The organism is Micromonospora sp. CPCC 205558 (assembly GCF_036902955.1).
Taxonomy (GTDB): Bacteria; Actinomycetota; Actinomycetes; order Mycobacteriales; family Micromonosporaceae; genus Micromonospora.
This window is the reverse complement of the sequence record NZ_JBAKHR010000006.1, coordinates 293679-316677: the sequence shown is the minus strand read 5'-3', so window position 1 is coordinate 316677 and position 22999 is coordinate 293679. Positions and strand designations below refer to the sequence as shown.

General features: G+C 72.4%; 19 protein-coding genes. 12 read left to right on the top strand and 7 right to left on the bottom strand.

What is annotated here, in order from left to right:
- The first annotated feature begins 75 nt into the window (after nucleotides 1-75).
- From V6U86_RS08835 to V6U86_RS08820, 4 genes are all read left to right on the top strand, one after another.
- Nucleotides 76-1212 carry an epoxide hydrolase family protein gene (locus tag V6U86_RS08835; protein WP_334500596.1) on the top strand — a complete coding sequence of 379 codons (1137 nt, stop codon included), beginning with the start codon at nucleotides 76-78 and terminating at the stop codon, nucleotides 1210-1212.
- Between the two features lie 86 nt (nucleotides 1213-1298).
- The gene (locus tag V6U86_RS08830; protein WP_030332098.1) at nucleotides 1299-1799 is read left to right on the top strand and encodes a cation:proton antiporter regulatory subunit; all 501 of its coding nucleotides are present in this window, start codon (nucleotides 1299-1301) and stop codon (nucleotides 1797-1799) included.
- A gap of 5 nt (nucleotides 1800-1804) precedes the next feature.
- Nucleotides 1805-3010, top strand: a complete 1206-nt coding sequence (locus tag V6U86_RS08825; RefSeq protein WP_334500594.1) for a cation:proton antiporter — start codon at nucleotides 1805-1807, stop codon at nucleotides 3008-3010.
- A 141-nt stretch (nucleotides 3011-3151) separates the two neighbouring features.
- Nucleotides 3152-3583: a hypothetical protein gene (locus V6U86_RS08820; RefSeq protein ID WP_238659013.1), complete on the top strand. Its 432-nt coding sequence runs from the start codon at nucleotides 3152-3154 to the stop codon at nucleotides 3581-3583.
- 296 nt (nucleotides 3584-3879) lie between these two features.
- On the opposite strand, the gene V6U86_RS08815 is transcribed toward V6U86_RS08820, so the two are convergent.
- The 5 genes from V6U86_RS08815 to dnaK form a co-directional block, all read right to left on the bottom strand.
- Complete coding sequence (locus tag V6U86_RS08815; RefSeq protein WP_334500589.1) at nucleotides 3880-4074, bottom strand: hypothetical protein; 195 nt, start codon at nucleotides 4072-4074, stop codon at nucleotides 3880-3882.
- Nucleotides 4075-4211: 137 nt separating this feature from the next.
- Complete coding sequence (locus V6U86_RS08810) at nucleotides 4212-4652, bottom strand: heat shock protein transcriptional repressor HspR (RefSeq protein WP_030332087.1); 441 nt, start codon at nucleotides 4650-4652, stop codon at nucleotides 4212-4214.
- Nucleotides 4653-4682: 30 nt separating this feature from the next.
- The gene (dnaJ, locus tag V6U86_RS08805; RefSeq protein ID WP_334500582.1) at nucleotides 4683-5861 is read right to left on the bottom strand and encodes a molecular chaperone DnaJ; all 1179 of its coding nucleotides are present in this window, start codon (nucleotides 5859-5861) and stop codon (nucleotides 4683-4685) included.
- Between the two features lie 45 nt (nucleotides 5862-5906).
- Entirely contained in the window at nucleotides 5907-6665 is a 759-nt protein-coding gene (gene grpE, locus V6U86_RS08800) for a nucleotide exchange factor GrpE (protein WP_334500580.1), read from the bottom strand.
- 48 nt (nucleotides 6666-6713) lie between these two features.
- Nucleotides 6714-8582 carry a molecular chaperone DnaK gene (gene dnaK / locus V6U86_RS08795; RefSeq protein WP_334500578.1) on the bottom strand — a complete coding sequence of 623 codons (1869 nt, stop codon included), beginning with the start codon at nucleotides 8580-8582 and terminating at the stop codon, nucleotides 6714-6716.
- 220 nt (nucleotides 8583-8802) lie between these two features.
- Here dnaK and V6U86_RS08790 point away from each other — a divergent pair, with 220 nt between their 5' ends.
- Genes V6U86_RS08790 through V6U86_RS08780 form a run of 3 tightly spaced genes read left to right on the top strand, consistent with a single transcriptional unit; the run spans nucleotide 8803 to nucleotide 13586 of the window.
- Entirely contained in the window at nucleotides 8803-10623 is a 1821-nt protein-coding gene (locus V6U86_RS08790) for a GTPase domain-containing protein (RefSeq protein ID WP_334500576.1), read from the top strand.
- On the top strand, nucleotides 10620-12305 hold the full coding sequence (locus V6U86_RS08785) for a GTPase (RefSeq protein WP_334500574.1): 1686 nt from the start codon (nucleotides 10620-10622) through the stop codon (nucleotides 12303-12305). Before V6U86_RS08790 ends, V6U86_RS08785 begins: the two co-directional genes overlap by 4 nt.
- Nucleotides 12306-12362: 57 nt before the next feature.
- Nucleotides 12363-13586, top strand: coding sequence for a hypothetical protein (locus V6U86_RS08780; RefSeq protein WP_334500572.1), 1224 nt, complete (start codon nucleotides 12363-12365; stop codon nucleotides 13584-13586).
- A 42-nt stretch (nucleotides 13587-13628) separates the two neighbouring features.
- On the opposite strand, the gene V6U86_RS08775 is transcribed toward V6U86_RS08780, so the two are convergent.
- Nucleotides 13629-14252 carry a phosphatase PAP2 family protein gene (locus tag V6U86_RS08775; protein ID WP_334500570.1) on the bottom strand — a complete coding sequence of 208 codons (624 nt, stop codon included), beginning with the start codon at nucleotides 14250-14252 and terminating at the stop codon, nucleotides 13629-13631.
- Between the two features lie 65 nt (nucleotides 14253-14317).
- Complete coding sequence (locus V6U86_RS08770; protein ID WP_334500568.1) at nucleotides 14318-15256, bottom strand: hypothetical protein; 939 nt, start codon at nucleotides 15254-15256, stop codon at nucleotides 14318-14320.
- A 524-nt stretch (nucleotides 15257-15780) separates the two neighbouring features.
- On the opposite strand from V6U86_RS08770, the gene pdhA reads away from it, so the two are divergent.
- The 5 genes from pdhA (at nucleotide 15781) to V6U86_RS08745 (ending at nucleotide 22808) form a co-directional block, all read left to right on the top strand.
- Nucleotides 15781-16956 carry a pyruvate dehydrogenase (acetyl-transferring) E1 component subunit alpha gene (gene pdhA, locus V6U86_RS08765; RefSeq protein ID WP_334500566.1) on the top strand — a complete coding sequence of 392 codons (1176 nt, stop codon included), beginning with the start codon at nucleotides 15781-15783 and terminating at the stop codon, nucleotides 16954-16956.
- Complete coding sequence (locus V6U86_RS08760; RefSeq protein WP_334500564.1) at nucleotides 16956-17945, top strand: alpha-ketoacid dehydrogenase subunit beta; 990 nt, start codon at nucleotides 16956-16958, stop codon at nucleotides 17943-17945. The genes pdhA and V6U86_RS08760 overlap by 1 nt, the downstream gene beginning before the upstream one ends.
- Nucleotides 17946-17950: 5 nt before the next feature.
- Nucleotides 17951-19420, top strand: a complete 1470-nt coding sequence (locus V6U86_RS08755) for a dihydrolipoamide acetyltransferase family protein (RefSeq protein ID WP_334500830.1) — start codon at nucleotides 17951-17953, stop codon at nucleotides 19418-19420.
- A 218-nt stretch (nucleotides 19421-19638) separates the two neighbouring features.
- Entirely contained in the window at nucleotides 19639-19776 is a 138-nt protein-coding gene (locus V6U86_RS08750) for a hypothetical protein (RefSeq protein ID WP_334500562.1), read from the top strand.
- A 344-nt stretch (nucleotides 19777-20120) separates the two neighbouring features.
- Nucleotides 20121-22808 carry a hypothetical protein gene (locus V6U86_RS08745; protein WP_334500561.1) on the top strand — a complete coding sequence of 896 codons (2688 nt, stop codon included), beginning with the start codon at nucleotides 20121-20123 and terminating at the stop codon, nucleotides 22806-22808.
- The last annotated feature ends 191 nt before the right edge of the window (nucleotides 22809-22999 follow it).

The window sequence follows — 22999 nt, the reverse complement described above, 5'->3', positions numbered from 1 at the left end:
TAACAGTGGAACGGATCGTTCCGCTCTGCTACGGTGCTAGCAGAACGAAACATTCCGTTCCGAAGGAGTTCCGGCATGAGCTACACCGCGATCCGCCCGTTCCGCGTCGAGATCCCGCAGACCGCCCTCGACGACCTGGCCGCCCGGCTGAGCCGCACCAACTGGCCCGCCGACCTGCCCAAAGCGGGCGACTCGTACGGGATGAGCAGCGACCGGGTGCGCGCCCTCGCCGACCGGTGGCGGGGCGGGTTCGACTGGCGTGCCGTCGAGGCCCGACTGAACGCCCACCCGCAGTTCGTCACCGAGATCGACGGCGAGCAGATCCACTTCCTGCACGTCCGGTCGTCCCGGCCGGACGCCACCGCGCTGGTGCTCACCCACGGCTGGCCCGGGTCGGTGCTGGAATACCTCGACGTGATCGCCCCGCTCACCGAGCCGGCCGACCCGGACGCGCCGGCCTTCCACGTGGTCATCCCGTCGCTGCCCGGCTATGGGTTCTCCGGCCCCACCCGCGGCGCCGGCTGGAACCGGTTCCGCATCGCCCGCGCCTGGGCCGAGCTGATGAACCGACTGGGTTACGACAGCTACGGCGCTGTCGGCAACGACGCCGGCTCGATGATCGCGCCTGAGCTGGGCCGGGTCGATCCGGAGCGGGTGCTCGGCGTACACGTCACCCAACTCTTCTCGTTCCCCTCCGGCGACCCGGCCGAGTTCGCCGGGCTCTCCGAGGCGGACCAGGCTGCGCTCGGGCACCTCCAGTGGTTCTACGAGAACAAGTTCTCCTTCAACCAGGTGCACAGTCAGCAGCCGCAGACCCTGGCCTTCGGGCTGGCCGACTCGCCGGTGGGGCTGCTCGCCTGGAACGCCCAACTCTTCGACGAGAGCCTGGACGCCGACTTCATCCTGGCCAACGTGGCGCTCTACTGGTTCACCGGCACGGCCGCCTCGGCGATCCGGCTCTACTGGGAGGACGCGCACGCCGGCGAGGCGCCGACCGAGCCGACCACCGTTCCGACCGCGCTGGCGATGTTCCCTGGCGACTTCCAGTCCATCCGTCGATTCGCCGAGCGGGACCACTCGAACATCGTCCGGTGGACGGCGTACGAGGCGGACGTCTCCGGTCGGGGCGACGTCGGCGGCCACTACGCGGCACACCAGGCCACCGAGGTGCTGGTCACCGACATCCGCCAGTTCTTCGTCAGCCTCCGCTGACCAGGGCGCCCGACGGTCGGCGCGGGCCTCGGCCCGCGCCGACCGCCCAAATCTGCGTTCTGTTCATCAAGCGGTAGCCTTGGCGCGTGCGAGTACGTGTCGAGCAGACCGCCCTACCCGGGATCGGGGTACGTCACGATCTGGTGACGGAGTCCGGACGCCGGCTGGGCGTTGTCTCCCACCGCAATGGCCGCCGTGATCTCGTCCTCTACGATCCCGACGACCCCGACGCCTGTCAGTCGGACATTCCGCTGACGGACGACGAGGCCGAGGCTCTGGCCGACATCCTCGGCGCGTCGCTGATGCTCGGTCAGCTCTCCGGGCTCCGCGAGCAGGCCGCTGGTCTGCTCACCGAGCAGATCGCCATCACGGCCGGGTCGCCGTACGTCAATCGGAAGCTCGGCGACACCAAGGCGCGTACCCGCACCAGCGCCTCCATTGTGGCAGTGCTGCGCGAAGGCGAAGTTATCGTTTCGCCACTCCCCTCCTTCCGCTTCGCAGCCGGCGACGTGGTGGTCGTTGTCGGGACCCGTAGAGGTCTCGACGGCGTGTCCGCCATCCTCGCCGACAGTGACCCGGACGGCTGAGGCGGATGCACGATTTCACCACGCTGCTCATCGAAGTCGGTGCGCTGCTGCTGCTGCTTGGCCTCCTCAGCCGGCTCAGCCGGCGCTTTGGCCTCTCTCCCATCCCCCTCTACCTGCTCGCCGGGCTGGCGTTCGGGCACGGCGGGCTGCTGCCGTTGGACGCCAGCGAGGAGTTCTTCGCAGTCGGCGCCGAGATCGGCGTCATCCTGCTGCTGGTGATGCTCGGCCTGGAGTACTCGGCCAACGAACTCGTCGGCAACCTGCGCTCGGCGGCGCCGGCAGGGCTGATCGACGGCCTCCTCAACGCGCTGCCCGGCGCGGGGTTTGCCCTGCTGCTCGGCTGGGACTGGGTCGCCGCCCTGGTGCTCGGCGGCATCACCTGGGTCTCCTCCTCCGGCGTGATCGCCAAGGTCCTCGCCGACCTGGGCCGGCTCGGTAACCGGGAAACCCCGGTGATCCTCTCGGTCCTGGTGATCGAGGACCTGGCGATGGCGCTCTACCTGCCGCTCGTCACCGCTGTCCTGGCCGGCACCGGCCTGCTCGGCGGCGGGATCGCGCTCACCGTCGCGGTGGGCACGGTGCTGCTCGTGCTGGTCCTCGCCATCCGGTACGGCCACCTCATCTCCTCCGCCCTGTCGGCGAAGGACCCGGAGGCGCTGCTTCTCGGCGTACTCGGTCTGACGTTGCTGATCGCGGGCATCGCCGCGTCGCTCCAGGTGTCGGCGGCGGTCGGCGCGTTCCTGGTCGGCATCGCCCTCTCCGGCCCGGTGGCGCACCACGCCACCGAGCTGCTCTCGCCCCTGCGGGACCTGTTCGCGGCGGTGTTCTTCGTCTTCTTCGGCCTGACCACCGACCCGCAGGACATTCCGCCGGTGCTGCTGCCGGCACTCGCCCTGGCCGTGGTCACCATGGCGACGAAGACGCTCACCGGTTACCTCGCCGCCCGTCGGGTCGGCATCGCGGAACCCGGTCGATGGCGGACCGGCCTGGCACTCGTACCCCGAGGTGAGTTCTCCATCGTCATCGCCGGGCTCGCGGTGGCCGCCGGTAGCGTCGAGCCACGGTTGGCGGCGCTGGCCGCGACGTACGTCCTGATCACCGTGGTGACCGGACCGATTGTGGCCCGGCTGCCGGACTTCCCGTGGTTCAAGCGGTGGCTGCGCACCCGCGCGGCGGCCCAGCGGCCGGCGTCGATCCCGATTCACGACTGACGGTCGGACCCGCCCAATGGTTGCTGAATTGCTCCTCCCGGGGGCTACCGCAGCAAAGCTTGGGCGGGTTACCGTTTCGCCCCAGCAGCCAGGGTCCGCAGGCAGCGTTGCCAAACGCGGGCGAGAGCGGAAGGTTGGCCGGTGAGCGTGCAGGAGTCGACGTTCCACGGCTTCGCCAACCCCGTCGATCCGACTCCGGCGGAGTTGCGAGCTTGGGCATACAAGCCTGATTCGGTGCCGTTGGCCTCGATGCCACCCGACTGGGACCTGCTGGTCTCCGGCGACCGACTGGTGTTGACGCTCTTCGAGTTAGCGATGGATCCGAGTTGCCCGGCCCGGCGCTTCGCGCTGCACTGCCTGTACATCTACGCGGCCGACGGCATCCGGACGAACTTCCGCGCCCACCCCAAGCGCCGCTTCCGCAAGCTCGTCGAACAGGCCGAGCGGGACGGCGACGAGCTGATGAAGATCTGGGCGCACAACGGCCGGGTGCTGTTGGCCCGACCGGATCTCTTCGTCTACCGGGACTGGTGCGAGGGCGGCCTGGTCCGCGAAAACCGCCGCCTCGGCTGAACGTCGGATTCGCTGATCGTCGGCGAGGGCTAAGTGCGACTGCGGCCCTATGGAGCTGATGTCGTAAACGATTCAGGCCCGACGCGTGCGGGTCGCTCCGCTCACCGGGGGCGGTCGGGGCAGAGCCACCGAGTGATGTCGTAGACGACTCAGCTCCAAAGGACCTGCGAGCCCATTGCCGGACCCGCCGCGGCACCCCCGCGTCCCGGCCCGCACGAGGCGGACGGGCCCGGACGCCCGCCGAGGCGAACGAGCCGGGACCCCCCGTGAGTCCCGGCCCGCACGTCGGTCACCGGTCAGTCCTGCTCGCGTTCCGCCCCGGCTCGGCCCCGTTCGCCACCGTGCTCGCCGTCTTCGGCGAACCGGCCCGCGATGATCCGGTCCCGGTAGGTCCCCTCGGTCACCTTGTCGAACTTTTCGCGGACGGTCTCGGCCAGGTTCTCCAACCGGTCCTCCGTCTGCTGGGCCACCTTCTTCGCCGGCTCCGCCATCGCTCCCCCTCGCCATGCCGGTAGGTCCGAATTAAGCCGATTTAACCCTTATCGACAGGCTAACCGAAGCGGCCCGGACCGCGCCGGGGAATCCAGCGCGGTCCGGGCCGAGAAGACAGCTCCGGGTGAGTGGCAGGTCAGCGATCGGGCGTGCGGCGGGGGCGCCACACCACCAGAGCGGTGGACGTGCGGTTGGTCGGCACCAGATCCCGGCCCGGGAAGCGGGCCAGCGACTCCAGCTCGGCCACCCGGCGGTACGCGGCGTCCAGTTCCGCCTCCAGCCGGGCCACCCGCTGCTGCGCCTGCTCCAGCAGCCGCTCCAGCCCAATGATCCGCTTGACGCCGGCCAGGTTGATCCCGTCGTCCTGGCTGAGCCGCTGCACCTCGCGCAGCAGCACCACGTCCCGGACGCTGTAGCGACGCCCGCCGCCAGCAGCCCGGCCGGGCTGCACCAGCCCCAGTCGGTCGTACTGGCGCAGCGTCTGTGGGTGCATCCCCGCCATCCGCGCCGCCACCGAGATCATCAGCACCTTGGCCTCGTAGGCAGGGTCACCCGAACCGAGGAACTCGCCCGACATCCCGCTCACCTCCGCGTCCACTCCACCGGACTAACTGACTCGACGCACCCGTGCGTCGAGATGTTCCCTAGCCGCCGGCGGGGTCTGCTCGGCGAACGACTCCAGCGCCGTACGCGCCTCATCCGACACCCGGGCCGGCACCACCACGTCCAGGGTGACCAGCAGATCACCGGCCTGCCCGTCGCGGCGGACCACACCCTTGCCCCGGGCCCGCAGCACCCGTCCGCTCGGCGTCCCCGGCGGAACCCGCAGGGTCACCGCACCGTCGAGCGTGGGCACCCGCAGATCCGTGCCGAGCACGGCCTCCGCGAAGGTGACCGGCACGGTCAACGTCAGGTCGTCTCCGGTACGCCCGAACAGTTCGTCCGGCCGAACCTTGACGTGCACGAAGAGGTCACCGGCCGGGCCACCGCGCTCGCCCGGCTCGCCGCGCCCGGCCAGCCGGATGCGCTGACCGTCGGCCACACCGGCCGGGAAGCGCACGTTCATGGTGCGGGTCTTGGTGACACCGCCGCTGCCGTGGCACTCCGGGCACTTCTCCTCGACCACGGTGCCGACGCCCTGGCAGTTGCGGCACGGCTCGGAGAAGCTGAACGACCCCTGGTTGCGGGTGGTCACGCCGGCACCATGACAGACCGGACAGGTCTGCGGCTGGGTGCCGGGCTTGGCCCCGTTGCCATGGCAGGTGTCACAGACCCCCGGCGCGCGCAGCGTCAGGGGCAGCGTCACCCCGCGCACCGCGTCGCCGAAGTCCAGCGCCACCTCGGTCTCCACGTCCCGGCCACGGGCCGGACCGCGCGGCGCGGCCTGCCCACCGGCCTGACCTCCGGTGAAGATCGAGCTGAACAGGTCCTGGAACCCGCCGCCCCCGAAGCGGCGATCGCCGGCTCCGCCGCCGAACATGTCGGAGACGTCGAACGGCATGCCACCCGGCTGCCCCCCACCTCGGGCGTTGCGCCGGAACGCGCCCGAGCCGAAGAGCGAGCGCATCTCGTCGTACTCGCGGCGGCGGCCGCTGTCCGACAGCACGTTGTACGCCTCGGACGCGGCCTTGAACCGTTCCTCGGCCTTCGGGTCGCCCGGGTTGTGGTCCGGGTGCGACTCCCGGGCCACCTTGCGGTACGCCTTCTTGATGTCATCCGCGGAGGCGGCCTTGTCCACGCCGAGCACGGCGTAGAAGTCCTTCTCGATCCAGTCCTTCGAACTCACCGGTCCACCTCCTTCCGACCCTGCTGGCCCGGTCACTGTCTTGCACTATTCCGGATCCGCAACCGCGACCAGCGCGGGGCGCAGCAGCCGCTCACCGAGCTGGTAGCCGCGCCGCATGACCTGCACGCAGGTCGGCTCGCTGACGTCGGCCGAGGTCTGGTGCGCGACCGCCTCGTGCCGGGTCGGGTCGAACGGGTCGCCCTGCTCGCCGAAGGCGTTCAGGCCGAACTTGCCCAGCGCGGTGGTGAGCTGTTCCGCCACCGTGCCGAACGGCCCGACCAGGTCGCCATGTTCCCGGGCCCGGTCCAGGTCATCCAGGATCGGCAGCAGCGCGGCGAGCACCGAACCGGTCGCCTGCTCCTGCACGAGGCTGCGGTCACGGTCGACCCGCTTGCGGTAGTTGGCGTACTCCGCCGACACCCGCTGAAGGTCCCTGGTCCGCTCGTCGAGCTCGGCCCGGAGCGCCTCCAGCTCGGCGCCGAGCGAGGTGCCCGTGCCGCCGCCGTCCACCGGCTGCGCCGGGGCGTCCACCACCGCCGGGCCGGACGGTTCCGGCCCGTCGGTGGAGTTGACCTCGACCTCGATCTCGTCGACCACGACCTCGGCGTCCTCGACCAGACCCTCGGCGGGCACCCCGGTCTCCGCGTCGGCGGCGGTCCCCTCCGGCTCGGCGGTGTCGACGAGCTTGCGGTTGTTGCGGATGACGACCCGCTCCCCGTCGCCGGTGGTCGGCTCCGTGGGCGCGGAGCCACCCGGCGTCGACCCGGTGTCGCCCGGGTCGGCGGCTCGTGGCTTCTGCGTCATGCGGCTACCTCATCCCCTTCGCGGTGGACACGTGTCGGAGGCCGACGGTCACTTCTTGCCGTCCTCGTCCACGATTTCCGCGTCGACCACGTCGTCGGCGCCGCCGGCCTGTGCACCGGCCGCACCGGTCGCGCCGGCCGCCCCCGGGCCGGGCTCGCCACCCGGCTGCTGACCCTGCTCGGCCTGAGACGAGTAGAGCAGCGAGCCGGCCTGCTGGGAGACCTGCGCCAGCTTCTCGTGCGCCGACTTGATCTTCTCGATGTCCTGACCACCGAGGGCGCCACGCAGCTCGCCGAGGGCCTCGTTGAGCTGCTCGCGGTTCTCACTGGGCAGCTTGTCGCCGCTCTCGGCGAGGAACTTCTCGGTCTGCCACTGGAGCGCCTCGGCCACGTTGCGGGTCTCGGCGTCGTCGCGGCGACGCTTGTCCTCCTCCGCGTGCTCCTCGGCGTCCCGGCGCATCCGCTCGATGTCGTCCTTTGGCAGCGAGGAGCCGCCGGTGATCGTCATCTTCTGTTCCTTGCCGGTGCCCAGGTCCTTGGCGTGCACGTTGACGATGCCGTTGGCGTCGATGTCGAAGGCGACCTCGATCTGCGGCACGCCACGCGGCGCCGGCGGCAGGCCGGTCAGCTCGAACGTGCCGAGCTTCTTGTTGTAGGCCGCGATCTCACGCTCACCCTGGAAGACCTGGATCAGCACCGACGGCTGGTTGTCGTCAGCCGTGGTGAAGACCTCGGAGCGCTTGGTCGGGATGGTGGTGTTGCGCTCGATCAGCTTGGTGAAGATGCCGCCCTTGGTCTCGATGCCCAGGCTCAGCGGGGTCACGTCGAGCAGCAGGACGTCCTTGACCTCACCCTTGAGCACACCGGCCTGGAGGGCGGCGCCGACGGCGACGACCTCGTCCGGGTTGACGCCCTTGTTGGGGTCGCGACCAGTGAGCTGCTTGACCAGGTCGGTCACGGCGGGCATCCGGGTCGAACCGCCGACCAGGATGACGTGCTCGACGTCGGAGATCTTGATCCCGGCGTCCTTCACGGCCTGCTCGAACGGGCCCTTGCACCGGTCCAGCAGGTCCTGCGTCATCCGCTGGAACTCGGCGCGGCTGAGCGTCACGTCGAGGTGCAGCGGGCCGGCCGCGCCAGCGGTGATGTACGGCAGGTTGATGTTGGTGGTGGTGGCGGCGGACAGCTCGATCTTGGCCTTCTCGGCGGCCTCACGGAGGCGCTGGAGGGCCATCTTGTCCTGCGACAGGTCGATGCCGTGCTCACCACGGAACGTCTTGACCAGGTGGTCGATGATCCGCTGGTCCCAGTCGTCGCCACCGAGCTGGTTGTCACCGCTGGTCGACTTGACCTCGACGACGCCCTCGGCCAGCTCCAGCAGCGACACGTCGAAGGTGCCGCCGCCGAGGTCGAAGACCAGGACGGTCTGCTCCTTGGAGCCCTTGTCCAGCCCGTACGCCAGGGCGGCCGCGGTCGGCTCGTTGACGATCCGCAGCACGTTGAAGCCGGCGATCTCACCGGCCTCCTTGGTGGCCTGGCGCTGGCTGTCGTTGAAGTAGGCCGGAACGGTGATCACCGCGTCGGTGATCTGCTCGCCCAGGTACGCCTCGGCGTCCCGCTTGAGCTTCATCAGCGTCCGGGCCGAGATCTCCTGCGGGGTGTACTTCTTGCCGTCGATGTCGACGGACCAGTTCGTGCCGACCTCGCGCTTGACCGACCGGATCGTCCGGTCCGGGTTGGTCACCGCCTGGCGCTTGGCGACCTCACCGACGAGCACCTCGCCGTTGCGGGCGAACGCGACGATCGACGGAGTCGTCCGCGACCCCTCAGCGTTGGCGATGACGGTGGGTTCACCGCCCTCGAGAACGCTGACGCAGGAGTTCGTCGTGCCGAGGTCGATACCGACCGCACGTGCCATCTTCGCTTCCTCGCTTCGTAAGGTTGTGCAGGTGACGGGCGTCGCCCGTGGGCTGCTGGCGAGCACCGCCCGCTGCGGGCCCCACCACAAGTTGAGTGAACTTGACTCAATAGTGCCACGCGTTGGCCAATCGTCAAGTTGGGTTGAGTCAACCCGACGCAACCCAGCCGTTATTACCGTCCGGTTGTCTTCCCTTGCATCGGTCGGGCACGCTTTAGCGGTGACGACGCACGGCGATCCCGCCACCCGTTCCGGCGCGCCCGCCGTCGCAGCCCGCACCGCCCCGCCGGTCGCCGCGGAGGAGCCGCCCGCCACCACCGGGGACGACAGCCTCCCCGGCGCGCTGTCGGGCCTCCGGGAGGCGATCGGCGCGACCCGGTATCCCCTCGCGCTGCCCTCTGCCAGCTCGGCCCGGCACACCGCGACCGCCCTCTCCGACCAACTCGACGACTACCTGCTGCCCCGGCTTGCGCGGCTCGACGCCCCACTGCTCGTCGTGGTTGGCGGCTCCACCGGCGCGGGCAAGTCGACCCTGGTCAACAGTCTGGTCAAGGCCCGGGTCAGCGCCGCCGGCGTGCTCCGGCCGACCACCCGCTCCCCGGTGCTGGTCTGCAACCCGTCCGACGCGGCCTGGTTCCGGCAGGGCGACCTCCTGCCCGGGCTGACCCGCACCACCGAGCCGAGCGACGATCCGCGTGCCCTGCACCTCGTCACCGCCCCGGCGCTCCCCGCCGGGCTGGCCTTCCTCGACGCGCCCGACATCGACTCGGTCGTCGACGCGAACCGGGCACTCGCCAGCCAACTGCTGGCCGCCGCCGACCTGTGGCTCTTCGTCACCACCGCCGCCCGGTACGCCGACGCGGTGCCCTGGGAGCTGCTGCGCAGCGCCCGGGCGCGCGGCGCGGTGATCGCCATGGTGCTGGACCGGGTGCCCGCCGAGGCCACCGACGAGATCGCCGCACACCTGACCGAGATGCTCGCCGAGCAGGGCCTCGACCGGGCGCCACTGTTCGTGTTGCCCGAGACCTGGGTCGACGGTCAGGGGCTGCTGCCCGAGGGAGTCACCGCGCCGCTGGCCGACTGGTTCGCCCGGCTGGCCGCCGATGTCGACGCGCGGGCGGCGGTGGTCCGCCAGACCCTCGACGGGGCGCTGGCCGCGCTCCACCCCACCGTGGAAAATCTGGCCGACGCCGCCGACGAGCAGCTCGCCGCCGCCGACGGGCTGGACGAACGGGTCCGGGCCGCGTACCGGGGCGCCGAACGCACCGTCGAGCAAGGGCTTCAGGACGGCCGGCTGCTCCGCGGTGAGGTGCTCGCCCGCTGGCAGGAGTTCGTCGGCACCGGCGAGCTGTTCCGCACGCTGGAGGCACGGATCGGCCACCTACGGGACCGGGTGGTGGCCGCCGTCACCGGTCGACCGGCACCCGCCGTCGAGCTGCGCAACGCCATCGAGTCCCAGCTGGTGACGCTGCTGCGTGGGGTGGCCTCCGAGGCCGCCGAGTCCGCGTACACCGGGTGGAAGGCTCACCCGGCCGGCGCCGGGCTGCTCGACCCGGCGCTCGCCCACCCGAGCGACGACCTACCCGAGCGCGCCGAGCGCATGGTCCGGGACTGGCAGCGCGGAGTGCTGGAACTGGTCCGGGTTGAGGGCGGTGACAAGCGGTTCGTGGCCCGCACCGCCGCGTACGCGGTGAACGCCACCGGGCTGGCCGTGATGATCGCCGTCTTCGCTTCCACCGCGTTCATCCCGACCGGGCTGGAGGTGGCCACCGGGGCCGGCACCACTGTCGCCGCGCAGGCCGTCCTCCAGGCGATCTTCGGGGACCAGGCGGTGCGTACCCTCGCTGCCAAGGCCCGCACCGACCTGCTGGACCGGGTGCGGACGCTGCTCGACGCGGAGGCCGAGCGCTTCTTGAGCCGCACCGCCGACGCCCGCCCCGCCGCGGACGCCGGCGACGGGCTGCGGCGGGCCGCCGGCCGGGTCGAGCTGGCCCGGCATCGCAGCGGGCTGTCGGCCGGCGACGAGGAGGGTTCCGGGTGAGCAACATCGCCGGGCGGGTACGCGAGGTGTTCCGCGGCGACCAGCGGGTCGACGCCGACGCGCTGATCGCCCGGCTGGAGGCGGTACGCCGGTTCCTGACCGTCGTGGACGGTCTACTCCCGGACGCCGACCTGGTGCCCGCGCACACCCTGGTCGAGCGGGCCGGCACCCGGCTCACGCTGTCCCGGGACCACACCGTGGTCGCCCTGGCCGGTGCCACCGGCAGCGGCAAGTCCAGCCTCTTCAACGCGTTGGCCCGGCTGGAACTCTCGCCGGTCGGGGTCCGCCGGCCCACCACCGGCGTCACCCACGCCTGCGTGTGGGGGCCGTTGGAGGGCGCCAACCATCTGCTCGACTGGATCGGCGTACTGCCCCGGCACCGCTTCGTCCGGGAGAGCGCCCTGGACGCGGACGACGAGACGGCCCTGCACGGGCTGATCCTGCTCGACCTGCCCGACTTCGACTCGGTGCAGCGATCTCACCGACTTGAGGTGGACCGACTCCTCGGCCTCGTCGACCAGGTGGTCTGGGTGGTCGACCCGCAGAAGTACGCCGACCGGGTCATCCACGACAGCTACCTGCGCGAGTTCCACCGGCACCGCGACGTCACAGTGGTCGTGCTCAACCAGGCCGACCGGCTGCCCCCGGCCGAGGTGCCCCGGGTCCTGGACGACCTGCGTCGGCTGCTCGACACGGACGGGCTGACCGGTGTGCCCCTGCTGGCCACCACGGCAGTCGATCCGGCCGGGATGGTCGGGCTGCGAAACGCCCTGGAGCACACGGTGGCCGAACGGCAGGCCGCGCTGCGCCGGCTCGCGGGTGACGTCGACACGGTCGTCGGCGGCCTGGACGAACTGGTCGGTTCGGCCCGGCCGGCGGGTGGGCCGGACGACGCCGCCGTCAACGGGCTGAACCGGGCGTTGGCCGGGGCGGCCGGCGTGCCCGCGGTGACCGAGGCCGTGGAGCGGGCGTACCGGCACCGGGCTGGCGCGGCCACCGGCTGGCCCGTGGTCCGGGGCTGGCGGCGGTTACGACCCGACCCGCTGCGCCGGCTGCACCTGCCCGGCCCGATCGGCGACCGGACCGACCCAGCGGAGAGCCTGGTCGCAGCCACCTCGGTACCGGACCCGACAGCCGCCCAACGCTCGGCGCTCGGCCTCGCCATCCGCGCGGTGGCCGACCGGGCCGCCGGCGACCTGCCCGCCGCCTGGCCCGGCGCGGTGACCTCCGCCGCCCGCTCCCGCATCGGCGACCTGCCGGATGCCCTGGACCGCACGGTTGCCGGCACCGACCTCGGCCTCGACCGTCGACCGGTGTGGTGGCGGATCGTCGGCGGTGTGCAGTGGTTGGTCACCCTCGCCGCCGTGGTCGGGCTGGGCTGGCTGGTGCTCGGCTACGCGCTGCGGGCGCTCGGCCTGCCCGCGCTGGACAATCCGTTGGTCGGTGAGGTGCCGCTGCCGACAGTGCTGCTGCTCGGTGGCCTGCTGGCCGGGCTGCTGGTGGCGGCGGTGACCCGCCCGGTGGTGCGCTGGGCGGCCCGACGCGCCGGGGCCCGCGCCGAACAGCGGCTGACGGCGCGGGTGGCCCAGGTGGGCGACGAGTACGTGCTGACCCCGGTCCGGATCGTGCTCGGCTCGTACGCGCAGGCACGCGACGCGCTGCGGGACGCCGCGCGCCGCTGACGCTCCGCACGGCCCGCTACCGCTCTCGGTACGCCCACAGCGGCGTAGGGTCGGAGCATGGCCACGCCTCAGACCCCCTACGACGCGGTGCTGCACGCCGCACGCGACGTGACCAAGCTGGAGTCCGCCCTGGACGCCGAGATGCTGGGCAGCGCCCTGCTGGGCAGTGTCTACGCGATCGCGGAGACCGACCGCGACGCCGCCGTACGGGAGTTCGTCACCGGCTTCCTCGCCGCCACCACCCGCCGCAGGGTCGCGGCGGCGACCACCATCCGGCAGGTCTTCGCCACGCTCGTCCCGACCGCCGAGGGCACCGAGCGGGTCCGTCCGGGCAGCCAGGCGCCCAGCTGGACGGCCCAGCTCGGCAGGGTGCACCTCACCGGCAGTTGGGCGTACGGCGACGTGTACGGCGATCAGACCTCCTACCTGGCGACCTTCGCCTACGACGACGAGTCCGGCGGCTCGGAGCACGCGTTGGTGGCCCTGGTGGACCACAACATCGGGATCACCAAGGACATCTTCGTGGGCGGGCCGGCCGAACGGATCCTGGACCAGGTCCGGCAGATGTGCGCCGACGACGAGTTGACCTGGTTCCGTTCCGAAGATCCAGCCCGGCTCCGGGGCGAGGTGGCCCGGCATCTGGCGGTCACCGACGACCTGGGCGAGTTGCCCGGCGAGGGATCTCTCGCCACCGACCGGGCGTTGGTCGGGGCCCGGCTGGCGATGCTGCCCACCGCGGCCGACCCGACCGGTCCGGCGGAGGTCGAGCCGCTCTCCGCGGCCGAGCGGACCGACCTGGTCCGGCGGTTCCTCGCCGCGCCGGAGGCGGTCCGCTTCGGGCTGGACGCCGTCGACGGCCCCGAGTTGGCCTCGCTGCACTTCTGCCTGAGCCTGCTGCTGGACCATTCGGCGAGCTTTCCGGACGCCGATCCGATGCGTTGGAGCCCTGCGGTGTCCGGGCTCTTCCTGCTGGACTGGGTGCACCGCCGGGCCGTGCTGGACATGGACGACGCGGCGATGCTGCCCCGGGTGCTGCGGGCCTGGGCGCGGTACGCGTCGCGCCAGCGCGGGCTGCCCGAGGCGGCGACGACGCGCACCGACGAGGCGATCGAGGAGATGGTGCCGGAGTTCGCCCGCCTCTACTCGACCGGTGAGCGGCGCAGCGCGGCCACCGCCGCTGTGGCGCAGTTGATGGCCGACGGGGTGGACCCGGACGACCCGGCCGCGTTGGACGCGTGGATCGAGGCGAACCGGCACCGCCTCGCCGACGACGGCGCCTGACCGCGTCCGAGGGTGGGTGGCTCCGCGCCGCCCGCCCTCGGGTCAGCGCAGCGGGCCGAAGACCACCGCGGCGATCAGGGCGCCGAGCGCCCCTCCGGCCAGCACCTGCGCCACCGTGTGGTCCCTCAGCCGTACCCGGGACCAGCCGACCACCGCCAGCAGCGGTGCGGCGACGACCAGCCGTGTCCCGAAGGTCAACATCAGGATGACCAGCGTGCCGGCGGCCACCGCCGAGTGGATCGACATCTTCCACCAGTGGCTGACCGACACGGCGACGACGAGGCCGACCAGCCCGGACAGCGCCAGTGCCAGGACCGGGCGGGGCGCGCCGAACACGGCGAGCAGGACGAGACCTACCGCGACCGAACCGAGGCCGACGAGCAGCGGCGCCCGGCGCTGCTCCCGCCGGCCGACGTGGTGGTCGGTGAGCCGGCCACGGCGTACCCCGCCGACGATGTAGGCGAACGGAATGCCGGTGACGAAGAGAGTGGCGAGCAGACCCCAGACGAGACCCTGACCGGGGCGGTGTGCGCTCTGCCAGCTCACCGTCAGGATCAGCAGCGACACGAGCACCGCCGGTGCGGTCACTTCGGTGACCAACCGGGCGATCCGCAGCCCCGGGCCGGGCCGGGTGGTGACCGGGCGGAGTTCCGCACCGCCGCCCACGACACCCCCTCTGGTACGCGCCTACCGCCGAACACCACCGAAGCCGGGCGGGCCGCGTCTGATCGTCACCGTACCGTCGGCGACAGCAGGAGGTGCGGCGGTCCGGCCAGCGGAGCCGGGCTGACGCTGGGCGTCGAGGCGACGGTCGACGGCGACGGGTTCGCCGGGCTGGGCCTGCGGGTCGGTGCCGCGGGCGGCGTGGGTGTCGGGGCCGGGACGGACCGGGTGCCGGTCGGCACGGCGGTGGCGGTCGCGTCGTCGCTCGGCGTGGGTGTCGGGGCCGGGACGGACCGGGTGCCGGTCGGCACGGCGGTGGCGGTCGCGTCGTCGCTCGGCGTGGGTGTCGTACCCAGCGTCGGGTCCGGTGTGGGCGTCGGGTCCGCCGTCGGGGTCGAGGTCGAATCGGGGTCGGCCGAGCCGGTCGGATCCGGGTCGGTCGGGTCGGTCGGGTCGGTCGGGTCGGTCGGGTCGGTCGGGTCCGGGTCCGGGTCCGGCGGATCGGTCGGGTCGGAGCCGGTCGGCGGCGGAGCGACGGGCGGGGGTACGGGCGGCGAGGTGCTCCGCGTGGGTTTCGGTGCCACCGGCGGAGCGGTCGTCCGCAGGGCCGGCCCGGGATCGGCTGCGGCGGGCCCGTGCAGTGGACGTCGCGGACCGGCGGTCAGCCAGCCGCTGCTCGGGTCGACGCTGGGTGTGCCGAGCGGCGGAGGCGGCGGTTGGCTGGCCATCGGCAGCGGGATCACCACCGGCCCGACGGAGGGGGTCGGGATGAACGGGGTGCTGCTGTCCGGCAGGGCGGTGCTGCCCTGGGTGGCCGAGCCCGCGCTGATCGCGGCGAGAATGGGCATCGACGCGGTGCCGGCCAGTAGCGCGACGGTGAGCAGGTAACCACGGGTGGGGCCAGCGGCGCCGGGGGCCCGGTGAACGCCGACCACCCGGCGATAGCCGCCGGCCGACCGGTGCCGACCAAGTGCTGGTGTGCCGGGACCGTCACCTGGCTCGTACACCGCGCACCCCTTGTCGTCGGCCGTCGAATGACAGGGATGGACGCCGCCGGGGGCAAAAACCCGACAAATAACCCGATAGGCGTGATCCTGCGGGAATCAGCCTGGCGTAGTCACCCTGCGTCAGCCAACCTCCACCGCGTGTCGACACGCGGTGCTGGCCGAACGGTGACGAATCCCGTCGGAAGGCATAGGAAACGCGGGCCGGCATGATGACGACAAACGGCGTCAAAGCATGGGCGGTCGGAATACGGGGGCAGGCGTACTGTGGGCGCTCTCACCTGCTCTGCGAATATGGAGCACGACGGCAACGCAGCCGTGACCTCCGCGCACCCTCGCGGCAGGCGCGGCCCGGCGCCGGCGCTCCCGATCCGGGTTCGGCCAGAACCCGGTTCACGCCGTGCGGCAACCCCCACCGGGGCTAGGCGCGGCCGCCAGGAACCGGTCCGGCAGCAGCCGGGCAGGCGCACGAGTTGCGCGGCCGGGTGACCCCCCGGTGCCGACGCAGTCACGACAGGGAGAGACCGATGGCAAAGGGCGACCCCGGGGGCACCACCCGCAGCAGGCGGGCCGCACCCCGCTCCAGGAAGGGCGCGGCCGGCGACCCCGCGCTGGTGCAGCTACTCACCCCCGAAGGCGAGCGGATCGACAGCGCCACCGGGCCGGACGGCACCGAGTACCGCGTCGACTTCACCGACGAGGAATACCGCGGTCTCTACCGCGACCTGGTGCTGGTCCGGAAGCTGGACGCCGAGGCGACAGCTCTCCAGCGTCAGGGCGAGCTGGGCCTCTGGGCCAGCCTGCTCGGCCAGGAAGCCGCCCAGGTCGGCTCCGGCCGAGCGCTGCGTACCCAGGACATGGCCTTCCCGACCTACCGGGAGCACGGCGTCCTCTACTGCCGGGGCATCGACCCGATCATGCCGCTCGGCCTGTTCCGCGGTGTCGACCAGGGCGGCTGGGACCCGAACGAGTTCAAGTTCAACATGTACACGATCGTCATCGGCGCGCAGACCCTGCACGCCACCGGCTACGCGATGGGCATCACCATCGACGGCAAGACCGGCACCGACGACGGCGAAGCGGCTATCGCCTACTTCGGCGACGGCGCCACCAGCCAGGGCGACGTGAACGAGGCGTTCGTCTGGGCCAGCGTGTTCAACGCGCCGCTGGTCTTCTTCTGCCAGAACAACCAGTACGCGATCTCCGAGCCGCTGGAGCGGCAGACCCGCGTCCCGCTCTACCAGCGGGCCGCCGGCTTCGGCTTCCCCGGCGTACGGGTGGACGGCAACGACGTGCTCGCCACGTACGCGGTCACCCGCACCGCGCTGGACAACGCCCGCCTCGGACAGGGCCCGAGCCTCATCGAGGCGTACACCTACCGGATGGGTGCGCACACCACCTCCGACGACCCGACCCGCTACCGGATCGCCAGCGAGGTCGAGGCGTGGCAGGCCAAGGACCCGATCGCCCGGGTCAAGGCCTTCCTGGAGAAGCAGCAGATCGCCGACGCGGACTTCTTCGCCGAGGTCGAGGAACAGGCCCGCCGCGAGTCGGTGCACCTGCGCGAGCGGGTGCTCGAGATGCCGGACCCAGAGCCGGTGACGATGTTCGACCACGTCTACCCCAACGGGTCCCCGCTGCTCGACGAGCAGCGGGCGCAGTTCAGCCGCTACATGGAGTCGTTCGAGGGGAGCGCCCACTGATGGCCACGGAGACGCTCACCATCGGCAAGGCCCTCAACACCGGTCTGCGCCGCGCCCTGGAGAACGACCCCAAGGTCATCATCATGGGCGAGGACGTCGGCAAGCTCGGCGGCGTCTTCCGGATCACCGACGGTCTCCAGAAGGACTTCGGCGACCAGCGGGTGATCGACACCCCGTTGGCCGAGTCCGGCATCATCGGCACCGCTGTTGGTCTGGCAATCCGCGGCTACCGACCGGTCTGCGAGATCCAGTTCGACGGCTTCGTCTACCCCGCGTACGACCAGATCGTGTCGCAGGTGGCGAAGATGCACTACCGCTCGGGCGGCAAGCTCAGCATCCCCATGGTGATCCGGATCCCGTTCGGCGGCGGCATCGGCGCGGTCGAGCACCACTCCGAGTCGCCGGAGGCGTACTTCGCGCACACCGCCGGCCTGAAGGTGGTGACCTGCTCCAACCCGCAGGACGCGTACGTGATGATCCAGCAGGCCATCGCCTCGGACGACCCGATCGTCTTCCTGGAGCCCAAGCGGCGCTACTGGGAGAAGGGCCAGGTCGACCTGGACGCGCCGCTGTCCGACGCGTACCCCCTGCACTCGGCCCGGGTCGTGCGGCCCGGCACCGACGTCACCGTGCTGGCCTACGGCCCGATGGTGCGCACCTGCCTGGACGCGGCGACCGCCGCCGCCGAGGACGGCCGGGAGTTGGAGGTCATCGACCTGCGCTCGCTCTCGCCGCTGGACCTGACCGCCGCGTACGAGTCGGTGAAGCGCACCGGCCGCGCGGTGGTGGTGCACGAGGCGCCGTCCAACATCGGCCTCGGCGCCGAGTTGGCCGCCCGGATCACCGAGGAGTGCTTCTACTCCCTGGAGTCGCCCGTGCTGCGGGTGACCGGCTTCGACACCCCCTACCCGGCCGCCCGGGTGGAGGAGGAGTACCTGCCCGACCTCGATCGGGTGCTCGACGCCGTCGACCGCACCTTCGGCTGGTGAGCGGCATGTCCCGGATCAAGACGTTCAACCTGCCCGACCTGGGCGAGGGGCTGACCGAGGGCGAGATCCTGGCCTGGCTGGTCAAGGTCGGCGACACCATCGAGCTGAACCAGCCGATCGTCGAGGTGGAAACGGCGAAGGCGGCCGTGGAGATCCCGGCGAAGTGGGCCGGGCAGGTGCAGGCGATCCACCACCCGGAGGGCACTACGGTCGAGGTCGGTACGCCGATCATCGCGATCGACACCGACCCGGGGGCCGGTCCGTTGGAGACGCCGTCGACCACGGCCACGCCCAGCGGCGACCTGCCCACCCCGTCGGCGGCCTCGCTGGCGGCGGTGGAGGTGGCACCCGCCGAGGGCATGGTGGAGCCCGGCCTGATCGGCGGTGCGGCCCCGGGTGGGCGGACGGCGGTGCTGGTCGGCTACGGCCCGCGTACGACAGCCGCCAAGCGCCGCCCGCGCAAGGGCGGCGTGCCGGCGCAGGCCGTCGCGACGCCGGCTCCGGTCGCACCTACCCCCGCCCCGGCACCTACCCCCGCCCCGGCTCCGGTCGCTCCTGGCCGTAACGCGCAGGGCGCTGCCGTGACGGGCGGTCTGGTGCTGGCCAAGCCACCGGTCCGCAAGCTCGCCAAGGATCTCGGGGTGGACCTCGGCACGTTGACCGGGTCGGGGCCACTTGGCTCGATCACCCGGGAGGACGTGCAGCGGGCGGCGAGCGGTGCGGCCACGGTGGTTGCCGAGCCGATCGCGGCGACCACCGCGCCCAGCTTCGGCGCGGACCGGGAGCAGCGCATCCCGGTCAAGGGGGTCCGCAAGCTCACCGCCGAGAACATGTCCCGCTCGGCGTTCACCGCCCCGCACGTGACGGAGTTCCTGACCGTCGACGTGACCCGGGCGATGAAGGCCCTGGATCGGCTGCGCGGCCGGCGGGAGTGGCGCGACGTACGGGTCTCGCCGCTGCTGCTGGTGGCGAAGGCGGTGCTGCTGGCCGTGCAACGGCACCCGATGGTCAACTCGACCTGGGCGGGCGACGAGATCGTGGTCAAGGAGTACGTCAACCTCGGCATCGCGGCAGCCACCGAGCGCGGTCTGATCGTGCCGAACGTCAAGGACGCCGGCCGACTCTCGCTGCGTGAGCTGGCGGACGCGCTGACCGACCTGGTGCAGACGGCGAAGTCGGGCCGCACCTCCCCGGCGGCCATGTCCGGTGGCACCCTGACCATCACCAACGTCGGCGTGTTCGGGGTGGACACCGGCACACCGATCCTGCCGCCGGGTGAGTCCGCGATCCTGGCCTTCGGCGCGGTGCGGGAGATGCCCTGGGTGCACAAGGGCAAGGTCAAGGTTCGCCAGGTCACCACGTTGGGGCTGAGCTTCGATCACCGGATCATCGACGGTGAGCTGGGCTCGAAGTTCCTGCGGGACGTCGGCGACTTCCTCACGGATCCGGAGGCGGCGCTGCTCGCCTGGACCTGATCGTTCGAAACGCCAGCCACGGCCGGTGTGCCACGGGTTAACGCCCGGCACACCGGCCGTGTCCGTTGGGCGACGGAACCGTCAGCCAGAAGACCTGTTGACCTTTGATTGTTAGGCAGGTGTCTCAGCTCACCTAATAATCGATGGAAGTTTGCCGGCTTGTGCGGTTGAATAGATGCATCAGGGGCTGACAACCGAATAGCTAGGGGGACCCACCAATGAGCATGATCGAGCGAATCCGCAACCACCGCGACGCTTCCCGCCGCGCCCGTGCCATCGAGCACGCGCTGCGCTCGGCGAACACGCCGGCGGTCCGCGAGGAGATCCTCGTCATCGCCCAGCGTCACGTGAGCTGACGCTCCCAGACACTCCTCACCTCCTCCAGATCGATGGCCCACCCGGCCCGCCGGGTGGGCCATCGGCGTTCACCCGCCACCCACCACCGGGATTCCGCCCTGCCGCAGCGCCCGGTACGGTGGGCTTCGGTCGCCGCCCGCCGACCCGGCAGAGGCCGAGCCGACAGAAGCTGCTCGACACCAACCGGTCACGGTGAGTGACGGCCAGTGCTCCTTGGACGTGTCGTGCCACCACCCGATACCGTGCGGGGAGCCGGCACAGCGGTACGCCGGTGACGCCGGCAGCCACGCCGAGGAGACCGATCGGCACCGGCGAGCCGACATGTGATGGAGGAGGCGCACCCATGACGTCCGAGGGCCCGCACCGCCCCGGCCAAGAGCCGGACGAGGTGTCACCGGGCGCCGGCGGACCGGCGCCGTACGGCGACCGCCCGGCGCAGCCGGAGAACGGCCAGAACGCCGCCGGCCCCGACCTGGGCTGGGCACCCCCGCCCCCGACGCGGCCCAACCCGCCGGCGCCGGCATGGGCGACCCAGCCCGAGCAGCCACCGGCCCCCGCCTGGGGTGCTGCTCCACAGCCCAACGACCCGGCGCAGCCCGCCTGGGCCGCGGGCGGTGGCGCGAGCGAGCCGCCGCAGCAGCAGCCCGGCACATGGCCCGGCAACGATGGCGCCCCGGCTCCGACGCAGCCCGACCCCTGGGCAGCGCAGCAGCAGGGCTGGACGCCCGCCGAGCCGAGCTCGCCCGCGCCGACCTGGACCCCGAACGCCCCCGCTGAGCAGCCGGACTGGGTGCAGGTCCAGCCGGCCGCGCGGGGCGCCGCGCAGGTTCCCCCGGCCACCGCCGCCTGGCCCACCCAGGAGGACCCGGCCGCCGCTTGGGGCGGCACGCCGCAGGCCAACCCGCCCGCCGCCGACTGGCGTGGGGCCGAGTCTGCGCAAGCCGACTCGCCGCAGGCCGCCGGCTGGTCCGGCGGCGCTCAGCAGGACCAGGCCGCCGGCAACGGCGGCTGGCCCGCTGGCGGCGGCGCCCGGAACGACCAGCCGGTGTGGACGCCGGCCGAGCAGTCGCCACCAGCCTGGGGCCAGCCCGCCGAAGCAACCGAGCAGCCCGCCCCCGGTTGGGGTCAGGCCGCCCAGCCGACCGCCGCCCGTGGCGCTGCCCAGGTCCCGGCCCCGACGACGACCTGGCCCGCGCAGGACGACCCGGCCAACTCCGGCGGGTGGGCCGCGCAGCAGCAGGCGCAACCCGCAGGGTGGAACGACGGCAGCGACGCGCGGCAGGACCAGCCCGCGCAGCCGGCCGCCTGGGGTGGCGCCGAGAGCCGACCGCAGCAGCCCGACTGGGTGCTCCCCCAACCGGAGCAGCAGACCGACCGGCCGGAGCAGGCAGCATGGGCCTCCGCGGAGCCCAGCAACCTTCCCGCCCGTGCCAGCGCCAGCGTGCCCACCAGCGGCGGCGCACCCAACTGGGCCCCCAGCCCGGACAATGCCGCCCAGGGCAACTCCGGCGGCGTGGCGGAGGTCGAGCCGTGGGCGCCTGGTGAGGTGTGGGGCCGCGCGGAGGCCGAAGCTTCCGCCCAGTCCCGTGGCGGCTGGGAGGCGGACCGGAGCGACGAGGCACCGGCCTACCAGCCCGCGCCCGCACCGGGCATCTCGCCGGCGAACGCGGTGCCGCTACCTCCGCAGGAGCAGCGCGTGCCAGGTGCCAGCCTGGCTGCCGCCCCGCCGGCCGACTACGCGCCCCAGGGCCAGTTCGCTCCGATCCCCGAGCAGCCCGCCTACGCCGAGCGGGAGACCCCGGAGCCGGCCGCGCAGTACGGTGGCCGCCCCGAGGACGTCTCCGGGAGCGCTGCTGTGGTGCCCGCACCGCGTACCTCGCCGGAGTCCGGCACGGGCCGTGCGGTCGTACCGGGGTCGGACGCCGAGTCGGCAGCCGGCGCGGCGGCCCGGGCCACGGCGAGCGCTTCAGTGCCGCTGGCCAGCCGGGTGATGCCCCCGACCGACCAGGCGATCCGACCGACCGGCACGGCCGCACCGCAACCCCGGGTGTACGGCCGCCCGGCTCGACCGGAGCCGGAGGCCGAGCCGGAGCCGGAGGCGTTCCAGGGCAACCCGGGCGCCGACCGCCAGGGCACCCCGGAGTGGCAGAACGACGCGCCGCAGCAGGCCATGCCCGACTGGCAGAACGAGGGGCAGCGACAGGTCGCGCCCGACTGGCAGAACGACGCGCAGCGGCAGGTCGGCTCCGGTTGGGGCGGCGAGGCCCCGGCCGAGCCGCGCTTCGACGACCGGCAGCCCGCACCGAACGCGTTCAACGAGGCCCCGTCGGTGCCGCCGGCGTTCCCGCCCGGTGTGCCGTCCTTCGTCGACGCCCCGGGCAACAGCAGGCCGGTGAACGGCGTTCGACCGCACGCCGATGCCGAGCCGCCAGCGGACCAGTTCGGCGGCCCCGTTTCGCCTGCCGCCGGCGCCAGCACCGTGAACGGGACGGCGACCTTCGGTGCGCCGAACTTCGGTGGCCCCGGTTCCGGCGGGCCTGGCTTCGGTGGGCCGGCGACCGAACAGGTGCCGGGCGGCGGCTTCCCGCCGTCATTCCCGCCACCTCCGCAGCCCGCGCCGTCCTGGGGCCAGGAAGTCAGCCCGACGGACCAGGGCCGGTTCGACGCGTTCAAGCCGGACGCCGAGGAGCCGAAGACGGAGGCACCGACGCCGAAGGTGCGCAACGGCCGGGTGCTGGCCGCGGTGCTGATCGCCGCGGTGCTCATCCTGGCGGTGCCGCTCGGCCTGCTGCTGCTGCTCGGCAAGGTCGGCGGGAAGGAAACGCCGGCCTTCGACCCGGCGGTCGGCACCTGCGTGAAGCAGTCCGGGCAGGGCGGCGCCTCGGCGGCGGACTGCGGCGAGGCGGGCGCCTTCACGATCGTCTCGAAGGTGGACGCCAAGGAGAAGTGCACCGACCCGACGCAGCCGCACGTGGTGCTGCCGGGTGACGGCGCCAACCGGGTGCTCTGCCTGAAGCCGGCCACGAAGTAGCTCGACCGACGGCGGGGTCACGGGTAACCGTGGCTCCGCCGTTGTCGTACCCGAGCAGGGCCGGCGAGGCGTGTCGATGCATTACGGGTCGTTCTGTCGGCTGCGATCTCGGCGGGCAGCCGGACGTACGCTGCCACCTCGCCCCGAAGGCAGGGGCACCGACAGCAGGAACCGCGCGTACAGATCGATCA